Source organism: Mangrovibacter sp. MFB070, from assembly GCF_000705335.1.
GTDB lineage: Bacteria > Pseudomonadota > Gammaproteobacteria > Enterobacterales > Enterobacteriaceae > Mangrovibacter > Mangrovibacter plantisponsor.
The window spans coordinates 1-11,837 of record NZ_JJMI01000025.1 but is presented as its reverse complement, the minus strand read 5'-3'; the positions used below and the strand labels follow the sequence as shown (position 1 = coordinate 11,837).

Annotated in this window: 15 protein-coding genes and 1 pseudogene; all 16 read left to right on the top strand. The window is 52.3% G+C overall.

Annotated features, from left to right (window positions below):
* The first annotated feature begins 13 nt into the window (after positions 1-13).
* A complete protein-coding gene (locus DT73_RS12150) occupies positions 14-496 on the top strand; it encodes a hypothetical protein (protein WP_036108972.1) in 483 nt (160 codons plus the stop codon).
* Entirely contained in the window at positions 496-936 is a 441-nt protein-coding gene (locus DT73_RS12145) for a gp436 family protein (RefSeq protein ID WP_036108970.1), read from the top strand. Before DT73_RS12150 ends, DT73_RS12145 begins: the two co-directional genes overlap by 1 nt.
* Positions 936-1,478: a phage virion morphogenesis protein gene (locus DT73_RS12140; protein WP_036108967.1), complete on the top strand. Its 543-nt coding sequence runs from the start codon at positions 936-938 to the stop codon at positions 1,476-1,478. Before DT73_RS12145 ends, DT73_RS12140 begins: the two co-directional genes overlap by 1 nt.
* A complete protein-coding gene (locus DT73_RS12135) occupies positions 1,475-2,077 on the top strand; it encodes a hypothetical protein (protein WP_036108962.1) in 603 nt (200 codons plus the stop codon). The genes DT73_RS12140 and DT73_RS12135 overlap by 4 nt, the downstream gene beginning before the upstream one ends.
* Entirely contained in the window at positions 2,074-2,280 is a 207-nt protein-coding gene (locus DT73_RS12130) for a DUF2635 domain-containing protein (protein ID WP_036108960.1), read from the top strand. The genes DT73_RS12135 and DT73_RS12130 overlap by 4 nt, the downstream gene beginning before the upstream one ends.
* 2 nt (positions 2,281-2,282) lie before the next feature.
* Positions 2,283-3,758 carry a phage tail sheath subtilisin-like domain-containing protein gene (locus tag DT73_RS12125; RefSeq protein WP_036108957.1) on the top strand — a complete coding sequence of 492 codons (1,476 nt, stop codon included), beginning with the start codon at positions 2,283-2,285 and terminating at the stop codon, positions 3,756-3,758.
* 12 nt (positions 3,759-3,770) lie between these two features.
* Entirely contained in the window at positions 3,771-4,127 is a 357-nt protein-coding gene (locus DT73_RS12120; protein ID WP_036108954.1) for a phage tail tube protein, read from the top strand.
* A 3-nt stretch (positions 4,128-4,130) separates the two neighbouring features.
* Positions 4,131-4,514 (top strand): phage tail assembly protein, encoded by a 384-nt coding sequence (locus tag DT73_RS12115; RefSeq protein ID WP_036108952.1) that lies wholly within the window; start codon positions 4,131-4,133, stop codon positions 4,512-4,514.
* Between the two features lie 98 nt (positions 4,515-4,612).
* Positions 4,613-6,538 carry a phage tail tape measure protein gene (locus tag DT73_RS12110; protein ID WP_036108948.1) on the top strand — a complete coding sequence of 642 codons (1,926 nt, stop codon included), beginning with the start codon at positions 4,613-4,615 and terminating at the stop codon, positions 6,536-6,538.
* Positions 6,538-7,806 (top strand): DNA circularization protein, encoded by a 1,269-nt coding sequence (locus DT73_RS12105; RefSeq protein ID WP_036108944.1) that lies wholly within the window; start codon positions 6,538-6,540, stop codon positions 7,804-7,806. The genes DT73_RS12110 and DT73_RS12105 overlap by 1 nt, the downstream gene beginning before the upstream one ends.
* Position 7,807: 1 nt before the next feature.
* Positions 7,808-8,899 carry a phage baseplate assembly protein gene (locus tag DT73_RS12100; protein ID WP_036108941.1) on the top strand — a complete coding sequence of 364 codons (1,092 nt, stop codon included), beginning with the start codon at positions 7,808-7,810 and terminating at the stop codon, positions 8,897-8,899.
* The gene (locus DT73_RS12095) at positions 8,890-9,432 is read left to right on the top strand and encodes a phage baseplate assembly protein V (RefSeq protein ID WP_036108938.1); all 543 of its coding nucleotides are present in this window, start codon (positions 8,890-8,892) and stop codon (positions 9,430-9,432) included. Before DT73_RS12100 ends, DT73_RS12095 begins: the two co-directional genes overlap by 10 nt.
* The gene (locus DT73_RS12090) at positions 9,429-9,881 is read left to right on the top strand and encodes a phage GP46 family protein (protein WP_036108935.1); all 453 of its coding nucleotides are present in this window, start codon (positions 9,429-9,431) and stop codon (positions 9,879-9,881) included. Before DT73_RS12095 ends, DT73_RS12090 begins: the two co-directional genes overlap by 4 nt.
* Positions 9,871-10,947, top strand: a complete 1,077-nt coding sequence (locus DT73_RS12085; protein ID WP_036108932.1) for a baseplate J/gp47 family protein — start codon at positions 9,871-9,873, stop codon at positions 10,945-10,947. Before DT73_RS12090 ends, DT73_RS12085 begins: the two co-directional genes overlap by 11 nt.
* Complete coding sequence (locus tag DT73_RS12080; protein WP_036108929.1) at positions 10,932-11,519, top strand: YmfQ family protein; 588 nt, start codon at positions 10,932-10,934, stop codon at positions 11,517-11,519. Before DT73_RS12085 ends, DT73_RS12080 begins: the two co-directional genes overlap by 16 nt.
* Positions 11,519-11,837: pseudogene (locus DT73_RS12075) on the top strand (integrase); the annotation flags it as partial. The gene DT73_RS12080 and the pseudogene DT73_RS12075, both read left to right, overlap by 1 nt.

The window sequence follows — 11,837 nt, the reverse complement described above, 5'->3', positions numbered from 1 at the left end:
AGAGGATGGAACAGTGAGTGGAACGAAAGCAAAAGCAACGGGTAAGCAAGTCACTAAAGGTGGCGCTGGCAAGGTATCAGCGGAGAAAGTGGCACCGGATGTTGCATCAAACGTGCCGGGACCTGAACTGTCACTTGCGTTGCCCGGGCATTACATACCGGTGGGTGCGGGTGCCATCAGTGTGATGACACCGCTGCAGGCGCTGAGTACCGGTGATGAAACACGTCTTCTCCCGGCTGGTCCGGCAACCGATGACGTGCAGGTTCTGTCTGTCAGGGCAAAATCCCGTCGTGGTTTCTGGCGCTGTGGCCGCTTCTGGCCGCATGAGACCGTGCATATTTTTGTCAGTGATGACCCGGATGGTGACAACGAGGCGAATGCTCTGGACGGTGATGTGGTCATCAGTTGCTTCATCAGCCATGCCACCGCGCAACGCCTGAAAGCGGAACCCGGCCTGATAGTGACTGACGTCCCGGTTGTGGCGGAGAAAGGCTGATGGGGATTTACGTTACCCGTGATGACCTGCTGGCGGCAGACGGCTCTCTGGTCTGGAACATGGCTATAGACAAGGACACCGAGCAGCTTGATGAAACCAAAATTGCCACAGCGATTGAAGACGCAGATGCAGAGATCAATTCGTTTCTGTCCAAGCGTTACCAGCTGCCGCTGAATATTACAGCTGTCCCGCGGCCACTGCACCGGGTAGCGGTCTCCATCGCCATTTACTGGTTATCTGAACGCGACAACCAGATAACAGACCTGATTCAGAAACGGTATGACAGTGCCATCCAGACCCTGAAAGAGATGGCGAACGGCACCCGTGACCTGGGTCTGCCAACAGACACACCGGCACCGGAAACGGATAACGGGAGACTGATTGTTGTATCCGATAACGAGCGACTCTTCACCCGTAACAAGTTGCGTGGGGTGCTGTGATGGCGATATCCGTCGAGGTATCAGGCACTGAACAACTGGCTAAGGTCCGTATGGCGGTTGAAAAGCTGTCCGACGGTGCCCTGCAACAGGAACTGCTGGAAAGCATTGGTGCCACGGTTGAATCGCAGACCCGCCGTCGTATCAGTGATGAGAAAACCAGCCCTGCCGGGGAGAAGTGGCAGGACTGGTCAGAGCGCTACCGAAAGACCCGTAACGGTAACCAGAGTCTGTTACAGGGAAATGGTGACTTACTGGACAGTATTCAGTTCATCACCGAGCGTGGCCGGGTTCGCGTGGGTTCTCCACTGGCCTATGCAGCCGTTCACCAGGACGGGTTCTCCGGCAACGTGTCGGTCAGTGCGCATAAGCGTCTCATCACCCAGGCATTTGGCCGGGCACTGAAGCATGGCGTCTGGCAAACCGTGGGGGCACATAAGCGCATGATGAATATCCCGCAGCGTGAATACCTCGGGTTATCTGCAGAGAACAATGATGAGCTGATGCACGTCATCAGTGATTTCTGGAATGGAGTGTTGCCATGAGTAACCGTCCCGTATTACTGACCACCGGCAGCACGGTTGCCGCTGCTGAGAATATTGTGTCATGGCTTATCCCTGCCCTGCAGGGTGACAGTCCGGATCAGGTCAGGGCAATTGAGCGACATATCGGCCAGTTCAATACACCTGCTGAGGTGAAAACCTATCTGTCTGACCGCAGTGGCTGCATTCGCATTACCGCTCTGCGTATTCGCAATATCCGCCAGCGTGCAGGGGGTACGGTCGGTGATGTCATCTGGGGTGCCTATGTGATGGCAACAGATTCATGGGGCCATTCCCGGGATACCCGCTGCGAGGTCATCGTGGGAAAACTGGTCCGCCGAATTGCCTCCCGTGATGCCGCTGCAGGTATGAAAGCTGAACGGGCTCCGGTTTCCATCAGCGCTGACAACATTTATTCCGCAGGCCTTAACGAACTGGGCCTCACTTTATGGGCGGTGACATGGGAGCAGGAATTCAGGCTGGATGAAGAAATCGATATTAATGCGCTCCCTGACTTTCTGCGACTGGGTGCCACGTTTGTGGTTAACGATGGCGCAACGGAAATTCAGGGCGATATTGACGTGAGAGAGGAACATGAATGATTAAGCATATAACGCCAGCCCGGCCTGACTTACGGGTCAGAAAACAGAATGGCGACCTCCTTGCTGCCGGAGGCGAGCCATTGCAGGTCAATGCCTGGTGGTATCGTCGTGAGGCTCAGGGTGATGTGATCATGACTGAGGTAAAAAAAGGCACTGCGTCCACTGACAGTGGTACACAGAAACGTACTGGCGGGGAGAAATAACCATGTCTCTTGGCACTATTCCTGATGATATCCGCGTACCACTGGCTGTCATCGAAATTGATAATTCTCAGGCCCTGAGCAGCGCACCGGCTCAGTCACGTAAGGTACTGGTTATCGGACACCAGAATGATGACGGGACATCAGTGGCACTGACCCGCAGCCGGATCACCGGTGATGGTATGTCCGGGCAGTTATACGGTAAAGGTTCAATGCTGGCGGCCATGCTGAAAATATTCCGCAAGGCGAACAGTTACACCGAGACCTGGGCAATGAGTGTGCCTGTTCCTGAAGGGGCCGCGGCAAAGGCTTCTCTGACGATTATCGGTTCTGCTTCAGCAGCCGGCACACTGGCGCTGTTGGTGAACGGTATCTCTGTACAGATTGCCGTGGCGGAAAGTGACGACAAGGATACCGTGGCGGGGGCAATAGTGACGGCTATGACGGCCCAGCCTGAGACACAGGTCACTGCCGCCCTGAAAGAAGGGCTGACAGATACGGTTGAACTGACGGCAAACTGGCCGGGCAGTACGGGAAATGGTATGGACGTGCGCCTGAATTATTATACCGGCGAGCAGACACCCTCGGGTCTTGGGGTGACCATTGCCGGTTTTGCAGGCGGTACGGGTACACCGGACATGTCGGCTGTCGTGGCTGCAATGGGTGATGACTGGTTTACCGATATTGTGTGCCCGTTTAATGACACCCAGAGCCTTAACACCCTCCGTGACGAACTGGTCACCCGCTGGGGCCCGCTGAAGATGATTGAGGCGCAGTTGTGGACTGCTTTTCGTGGTACGCATGCTGAATCAGGTACGTTTGGTCATGCCCGTAATGACTGGCTGATATCCTGCATGAGTACCAATATTGCCCCTCAGCCTCACTGGCAGTGGGCGGCATCTTACGGGGGTATCGCCGCATACTATCTGGCTGTTGACCCGGCCCGCCCGCTTCAGACACTGGTTCTTCCCGGGATACTTGTTCCGGTTAAAGATATTCGCTGGGATCTGCAGGAACGTAATCTGCTGCTGCATGACGGTATAGCAACCCACTTTGTTGATGCGGGTGATAATGCCTGTATTGAGCGTGAAGTCACGATGTACCGGGTTAATCAGTACGGTGATACGGATACGTCTTACCTTGACGTCCAGTCACCGGCCACACTGGGGCGCATTCGCTACATCATTAAGAACCGCTTCACTAACCGTTACCCCCGCCACAAACTGGCCGGGGATGACGTTCTGGACCGCCTTGACCCGGGACAGCCCGTAATGACACCCAAAATCGCCCGGGCTGAGTTGCTGGATATCGCACTGACCGAACTGGTGCCAGCCGGTCTGGTGGAAGACTTTGATGATTACAAAGACACGCTTGAGGTGGACATCGACAGCAACGATGCCAACCGGCTCAACTTTATCGCCCACCCGAACCTGGTAAACCAGTTGCGTGTGCTGGCCGGTCTTATTCAGTTCAAACAGTAAGGGGATAGTGGTATGTCAACAATTCTGGGAATGGCCTCTATCCGTATCAATGGCCGTGAAATTAAAACTGAAGGTAAATCCACCCTGAATCCGGGTGGCTTCTCCCGAACCCAGCATATGGGCGGCGGCAAGGTCTGGGGGTTGTCGCGCAAAATGGCGGCACCGTCAATTCAGTTAACCATTGCGGCTGCAGAAGACATGGATGTGGTTGAAATCAGTAACTGGGAAGAGGTCACTGTCATGTTTGAAGGGGATAACGGCCTCAACTATATGATGACCGGGTCAGCAACAGAAGGCCCGGCAACACTGGATGAAGATGCCGGGACGATATCGGCTAACTTCCTTGGCACCAATCTGGTTAAGGTATAAGACATGGCTCAGATGACCTGTACACTGAAGCATGGCCTGCTGACCGGTAAAGGTACGGCGGATGAAGCATGTCATGTTGACGTCACCTTTCGTGAACTGAACTCAGAGGATGTGATCAAATCACAACTGGCCGCTGAGCGTGTGGTTATCGGGGAGAACGGCAAGGCCGTTGCTTACTGCTCTGAGGTGCTGATGGGGCTGGAGATGTTGCGCCGTCAGATACTTTCTGTAGGTACTATCCCCGGCCCGCTGAATATCAAAGACCTCTACAGGCTCCACCCGGAAGACCTTGATTTACTGACGGGCATGGCATCAAAGATGGATGACCTGCTTGCGGAGACTGGTTCCCGGGGGCGACCTGATGCCGCTGGCGACGGCGCTCAGTAGTTTACTCGTCAATTTGTCTCAACGTTTCGATATGTCCTACCTCCAGCAGTTGCCCTTGCGGCAACTGTTTCGTCTCACAGAACAACTGAGGAAGCAATATGGCAAGCCGCCTGACCACAGAAATCCTCATTAACCTTGCCGGTAACCTGACAGCAAAAGCGCGGCAATACGGTGCCAATATGTCTGAGTTCGCCCGGCGTAATGAACGGGCCATGTCGGTGGTTAAATCCACCAGCGCTGCTGCAGGCCGGGCTCTTGACAGTCTGGGTAATCGCTATACCGGGATGATTGCCGGGTTTGCTACCGGGGCAACGGTAAAAGGTGTTGCTGATTTCGATGCACAGATGCGGCGTATGGGAACGGATGCCCAGTTAACCCGTGAGCAGGTCATCAGTTTACATGAGCAAATCAGGGATATATCGAATCAGGGGGATATTCGCCTTGATGCGTCTGCACTGGGACAGGGTGTAAGCGAGTTGCTGGGAAAAACCGGTGATTACAAATTTGTGGCAGATAACCTGCGTAATATGGGATTGCTCATGCAGGCCTTTGGGGTTGACGGCCAGACGGCAGCGGGCTTGCTTGCCCAGTTCTGGGAAAAAGGTGTCAAAGGTTCCGGTGACGTTAGCAAAATGCTGGATAAGTTGTATGCCCAGTTTGCTGTCGGGTCGGTAAGTGTGGCCGATATTGCCAGGGTTGCCCCAAAATTGTTTTCTATTATTCAGCAACAGGGCCCGGTAGCGATTGCCCAGATGGGCGCATTCGCTCAGGTATTTGCAAAAAACAAGGGCAGCGCTGATGAAACAGTTACCAGTATTCAGGCCATGTATGCAGCCCTCTCTAATAAAAAGAACATTGATTTTCTTAAAGCGAATGGCATCGATGTGTTTCAGAAAGGGACAAAAGAATTAAAGCTTCCTTTTGAATTGATGAAGGAAATTTTAGCAAGGGCTAAAAACGATCCAGTAAAACTTCAGGATGTCTTTGACCAGACAGGGATGCAGGGGATTACAACATTACTCAAGCCTGAGAATATCAGGCTTATGCAGGAGCTGATTTACGGCACCGTAGAATATGGGTCCACCCAGAATGCAGCAAAGACCAATGCAGAGGGATTTAATTCAGCCATGCAGTCGCTCAATAATGAATGGCAGCGTTTTGCTGAATCAAATCTGGCACAGCCTGTACAGGAACTGGCTGATGCTCTTAACTCGGTTGACCATGAAACGGTACAAAACTGGTTGAATATTGGTAAGAACATCACTATTGCAGTGGGCGGGCTTATTGCGGCCAGAAAAGTATTCAAAGTTGGAAAAGGTGCTTGGGATTTGTTTGGCGGCGGTAAAAGTAAAGGAATTCCAAAGAACGTCTCTGATGCATTTGGATCTGGTGTGATGCCTGTTTATGTTGTCAACATGAGTGGTGGCTTCAGTAATGGTGGTCCGGGTAGTCAGAATGGCCCGACACCGGCAACAGGTCCTAAAGGGGCTGAACCCACCAAGCCTGTCCCTTCTGGTTCCAGTCCCTCATCACCGAAACTTCCTGAGTTACCTACAACAGGCATGACACGCTGGACAGGTCTTGCACTCGGTGCCATGACCGGGGTTGGTATGACCTATCTGCAGAGTGAGGCGGCTGATTATATTGCCCAAAATATTTACGAAGGTTCCGGGCTTGGGGAAAAGGCGCGTCAGTCTCCTACGCGCGACTGGTCGTATAGGGTGGCATCCGAATTACAGCTTGATACACCTGCCCAGGAAAAACAAAAACGAAGTGATGTATGGGATGCACTGGTCAACTTTTTTACCACTGCTGTCAGTGATACATCATCAATGCCGCAGGACCCAAGGCCATGGGCAAGTATGCAAAATCAGTCACCGAATTACCCTCTGGTGCCACCCCAGCTTCAGGGGGAAATTCGCGTGGTTGTTGAAGGTGATGCCCGGGTTAAAAGTGTGAAGATGGACCAGCCAGGCGTGAAACTCAGTGCCTCTGCTGGTATTTCCAGTGTGGAGCAGAACTGATGGCAACAGGAAAATGGGAAACCCTGCGTGATGCATCATTCCGTAATGTCTCGTTTTACCTGGTCGATAATGAAGGCACCAGTGGGCGGCGAGCCATCCCTCGGGCATATCCCAAAAAAGAAGTGGGCTGGACCGAAGACAATGGTGCGGTGCTGTCCCAGCAGCAGATTAACGGAAAGCTCGTCGGTAACAATTACCAGAAACAACTGGATGCCCTGCTGTCTGCTTTGAACACTCCCGGCCCGGGCGAACTGGTCCACCCGTGGTTTGGGGTTCAAAAGGTGCAGGTGGGTAAGGTTTCTCACCGACTCAGCACTGAGGAAGGCGGCGTCGCCTACATTTCATTTGAAGTTTTTGAAGCGGGTGAACGCCTGTTCCCTTCCCCAACGGAAAATACCAGCCTGACCTCACTCAGTGCTGCTGATGCTGTCAAAGAGGCTTTTGCAAACGGCGATTATTTTGCCGCTCTTGATGGCCTCGGTGATATGACTGACAGCCTGCTGGATGATATGGAAGGGCTGGTAATGAACCTCCCAACCATACCTTCCGCACTGACTGACTGGGTTGACCGGCTGGGCCGCTTTAAAGACCTGACAGGTGTAATTATTGCTAAACCCGGAGAACTGGTCAGGCAGATGACCAGCCTGACCAGCAGTATCCGGGACATTGTCAGTGAGCCACCCTGGTCGCTGCGCGTTTATGACCAGTTGAGTGACCAGTGGGCCGGAGATAAAGCCACCAAATCCGCAACCCGAAGTCTTCCTAAAGACATGCCTGTTGTAGCCAGCTCACCGTCTCAGGGAGTCGTTGGTATGGCGAGTAGTGTCCCGGTAACGGGGGTTGCCATGACCACATCAATGAAGGACAACATCAACGACTTCCGTCAGCTTGTCATTGTGTCTTCTGTGGTGGCAAAGGCCGAGGCTGTCGCCACCATGGATTTTGCAACAGCAGAAGAAGCCACGAACGCCGGTGATACGCTGGCCGTTCAGCTGTCTGAGCAGGCAGCTATTGCCGTTGAAAACGGACAGCGTGATTTGTGGCGTGCATTACGTGACCTTCGTTTTTCTGTTGTAAATGATGTCAGGGTTCGTAGTGCACAGTTACCTGACACCCGTCTGGTTAACCCAACAACGACCACAACAGCAGCCCTGCTGGCATGGCGTGAAACGGGTGATACGGAGAACAGGGACACTATTGTGTCGCGTAATCGCCTTCGTGATCCTTCTTTTATTCTCCCCTCCACATCAATAAAGGTGACTGACTGATATGACTGAATCCGGCCAGCAAGAAAGCGTTTCACTTATTGTGGACGGGAAAAACTGGGATGGCTGGACTGAAATGTCCATCACCCGTTCTCTGGACGCGATAGCGGGTGAGTTTGACCTCACGGTGACAACCCAGTGGTCAGAAGCTGCTCCACGCACCATAAAAGAAGGCTTACCCTGTAAGGTCATGATTGGGACCGATATCGTTATGACAGGGTATATAGATGATTTTATTCCCAGCTATGATGCTGAGAATGTGTCATTACGGGTAACAGGTCGTGATAAGACGGGCGACCTTGTTGACAGCTCTGTCGTGCATAAATCGGGGCAGTGGAAAGGCATACGCCTTGAGCAACTGGCGACAGAAGTTGCCAAACCCTATGGTATTACTGTCATCAATGAAACGGATACTGGCGAGGCTTTTCCCAGTGTGGTACTGGAACAGGGTGAAACCGGCTTTGAATTACTTGATCGTCTTGCCCGTCAGCGTGGTGTGCTGCTGACATCGAACGAAAACGGTAATCTCGTTATTACCCGCGCTTCAACTAAACGCGCCCCAGTCGCCCTGGTACTTGGGGATAATATTCTCGCCGCCCGTGGCCGTTTCAGCTGGCGTGAACGGGCCAGTCAGTACATTGTTAAAGGCAGTTCCAGTGCGGGTGGTGCCACATGGGATGCCCAGCCTGCCAGTGTTGTTGGAGGCCGTCAGGTCAGTATTGATGACGGTGAAATAAACCGTTATCGCCCCAGAATCCTGGTCAATGAAGACAGCCTGACAGTGGGCGGCGCGAGCATTCGTGGTGACTGGTATAAAGCAAGGATGCTGGGTGAATCCAATACAACGGAAATTACCCTGTCCGGGTGGCGTGATAACGGCAATACAGGAACGCTGTGGCATACCAACCTGCTTGCTGATATCCGTGACCCTGTCCAGAACCTGAATACCACCTGGATAATCAAAAGCGTGACGTTTACTGATGGTGATAACGGACGCCTCACAGTCCTGTCACTGGTTCCGCCTGAATCTCTGGACCTTCCTGAAACAAAAGGCAAAAAAACCAAAAAGTCAAAGGTGAAAGCAACATGGGACTGAATCCAGAAAATGTTGGCCGTACCCTTAACCAGATAGCACGACGTCTACGCCTGTTAGTTGATCGTGCTGTAGTTCGTCTGGTTACGGACAGCCTCGGGCGACAGAATCTCCAGGTTCAGTCTCTGGCTGATGCGACGAACGACGATGTTGAGCGTTTTCAGCAATACGGTCTGACTACAGTTCCACCTGCAGGCAGTGAAGCCATTGTGCTGGCCGTGGGTGGGCGTCGGGAAAGTCTGGTCGCGATTGCCGTAGAAGATAAACGCTGTCGTCCGAAAGGGCTGGAGGCAGGCGACGTCTGCCTTTATCATCAGGATGGTCAGTCAATGATTATTCTGAAGAAAGGCGGAATAATTGATGTTAGGGGGAAAACGGTTAATTACACCGCCGACGATTTATTTGAGATTACTACAGCTCAATTTAAATGTGTCGGTCCTTCTGAGTTTACTGAGGATATTACTGTTAAAAGTAAATCCTTCCTCGACCATATTCATAAGGATGGCGACAATGAAGATACAACCAAACCCTTATGACTATCGGACTGACCTGGCAAAATCTCTTATCACGCGGTGATATTACCATTCAACATGACGGCCTGGCGCTTGACGACGGGCTTGTTACTCTGGTGCTTATTTGCCTGTTTACCGATATCCGTGCTGATGCAGATGATGAAATTCCTGATGGCTCTGATGACCTGAGGGGCTGGCCGGGTGATACCTACAGCGATTACCCATGGGGTTCAAAGCTCTGGTTGCTTGAGCGCCAGAAACTGACAGAGTCAGTTCGTCAGCGCGTGGAGGACTATGCCACGTTATCCATGCAACCCTTGTTGCGTACCGGTTATGCCAGAACGGCTGAGGTGGTTGCCACAATTGCCACCAGTGACCGCATTAATTTCACTGTAACCCTGACCCGCCCGGATAAATCGGTGCTGACCATTCAACTGAATAAACGATGGGAGGCGACGCTGAATGCCATTTAATATTCCCACGCTAAAAAAAATCATTTCAGACGGGAAAAAGGATATCGTCATTGAACTCGATATTCCTGAGCTTCCGCCTGTCGGCGTTGAAAATGCCATCAATATTTCAGTAAGCAGTCAGGTTCGTGATTTATATGACCATCAGAGCTGGATTGCAGACCAGATAATTCCTTCACCAGATTCCGATGACCAGACCATTATCGATACTGCTGCTTCTGAAGGCGTCATACGTAAACAGACCTCTTTCGCAACAGGCCCGGTTGAATTTACCAGCTCTGCTGCACTTGAGCTTGATACATCAATGCAGACCACATCCGGTGTGGTCTATCACATCACTGCGTCTTCTGAACCCGTTGATGGTGTGGTCACTGTTCAGGTACAGGCTGATGAAGCCGGTGTTGATGGAAACCTTTCATCCGGTGAAATATTAACGTTACTTTCCCCTGTTGCAGGCACAGAAAGCAATGGGGTTGTTGCCAGTGACGGGATAACGGGTGGTGCAGATATTGAACCCATTTCTGAGTTGCTTGATCGACTTCTTTTCCGCAAACGTAACCCGCCCGTTGGTGGCGCTGTCCATGATTATGTCAACTGGGCCAGAGAGATGGCCGGTGTCAGTCGTGCCTGGTGTTTCGATGCCTGGCATGGTTCAGGCACTGTTGGTCTGGCATGGGTCTATGATGACCGTACCGATATTACGCCAACGGCCACTGACAGAGCATCCATGGAGACGTATCTCTTCCGGCATGCTGACCCTGCCACCGGCAATTATGTTGGCAAGCCAGGCGGGATTGAGGTTTGGCCTGTTGAGCTACAACTGAAACCCGTCGATATGAGCATTAAGCTGACGCCTGACTCAGCGGCGACACGAACGGCGGTGCTGACCAACCTGTCAACGCTCCAGAAAACGCTGTCACCCGGACAAAAGTTACCTGTTTCAGCACTCAGGACGGCTGTCGGGTCAGCCAGCGGCGTGACTGATTACACCCTTTCCGTTGATGCTGATATTCCGGCAGAAACCAATGAGCTGATTACGACAGGAGATGTCACATGGCTCACGGCGTAGCGGCGTGGTTACATGCGCTTCAGCAGGTTATGCCCAGAGGTAAGGCGTGGCCGCGTGAAGCCGATTCAGATTTAACCCGTCTTTTACTGGCTCTTGCAACCCGTTTAAACCGCGTTGAAACCAATGCAGATCTGCTTCTTCCTGAAATGCGCCCGGAGACTACCCGGCAGTTACTGGATGAATGGGAGGGGTATCTTGAGCTGCCTGAATGTGAATTACCTGCCAGCACTTTCGAAGGCCGCAGACGGGCTGTCGTTGAGAAATATCATCGTAAAGGTGGACTTGCCCCCTGGCAAATAGAGGCTGTCGCGGCTGACCTGGGCTTTAACGTAAAGGTAAACGTTATTCTTCCTCACCACTGTATGCGGAGCTGTATGTATCCACTGTGGCCCAATCGTTACCGCTGGCTTTTACAGATAGAGGTTCTTGATTCAAGTGGTGGCCGGTTTACGTGTATGGATACGGTCATGACGCCGTTACTCAGTGACCGTGCCCGGGAGCTTGAGTGTGTTATGACAAAGTATCGTATGGGTGGCACAGGCTATGAATTTATTTATGCAGGAGATAACTGATGTTCCATGTCGATAATAATACGGGCGTCCCGGTTATGCCCGCCGTGTCACCACTGTACAGTGCCTTGCGCCTGTTCTTCACTGAAGGGGGGAATGGTATTCCTCCCACCTATCCGGGCCCTGACTGGTTCAATACCGTTCAGTCAGAGTTACTTAATATTCTTGACCAGGCAGAAATTGACCCAGATAAGGCAGATGCGACGCAATTGCTCACGGCATTCACCAGGCTTTTTCTCAGCAGAGAGAATCCGTTTGCGGATATCAAAGCTGATGGTCCTGCAGCTGTTGCACAGGGTCTCGCAAACCTTGGTTTGGGAG

Bases quoted from the DNA above. Each gene is read 5' to 3' on its own strand.
- DT73_RS12145 (WP_036108970.1), top strand. From the start codon at position 496: ATGGGGATTTACGTTACCCGTGATGACCTGCTGGCGGCAGACGGCTCT.
- DT73_RS12140 (WP_036108967.1), top strand. From the start codon at position 936: ATGGCGATATCCGTCGAGGTATCAGGCACTGAACAACTGGCTAAGGTC.
- DT73_RS12135 (WP_036108962.1), top strand. From the start codon at position 1,475: ATGAGTAACCGTCCCGTATTACTGACCACCGGCAGCACGGTTGCCGCT.
- DT73_RS12130 (WP_036108960.1), top strand. From the start codon at position 2,074: ATGATTAAGCATATAACGCCAGCCCGGCCTGACTTACGGGTCAGAAAA.
- DT73_RS12125 (WP_036108957.1), top strand. From the start codon at position 2,283: ATGTCTCTTGGCACTATTCCTGATGATATCCGCGTACCACTGGCTGTC.
- DT73_RS12120 (WP_036108954.1), top strand. From the start codon at position 3,771: ATGTCAACAATTCTGGGAATGGCCTCTATCCGTATCAATGGCCGTGAA.
- DT73_RS12115 (WP_036108952.1), top strand. From the start codon at position 4,131: ATGGCTCAGATGACCTGTACACTGAAGCATGGCCTGCTGACCGGTAAA.
- DT73_RS12110 (WP_036108948.1), top strand. From the start codon at position 4,613: ATGGCAAGCCGCCTGACCACAGAAATCCTCATTAACCTTGCCGGTAAC.
- DT73_RS12105 (WP_036108944.1), top strand. From the start codon at position 6,538: ATGGCAACAGGAAAATGGGAAACCCTGCGTGATGCATCATTCCGTAAT.
- DT73_RS12100 (WP_036108941.1), top strand. From the start codon at position 7,808: ATGACTGAATCCGGCCAGCAAGAAAGCGTTTCACTTATTGTGGACGGG.
- DT73_RS12095 (WP_036108938.1), top strand. From the start codon at position 8,890: ATGGGACTGAATCCAGAAAATGTTGGCCGTACCCTTAACCAGATAGCA.
- DT73_RS12090 (WP_036108935.1), top strand. From the start codon at position 9,429: ATGACTATCGGACTGACCTGGCAAAATCTCTTATCACGCGGTGATATT.
- DT73_RS12085 (WP_036108932.1), top strand. From the start codon at position 9,871: ATGCCATTTAATATTCCCACGCTAAAAAAAATCATTTCAGACGGGAAA.
- DT73_RS12080 (WP_036108929.1), top strand. From the start codon at position 10,932: ATGGCTCACGGCGTAGCGGCGTGGTTACATGCGCTTCAGCAGGTTATG.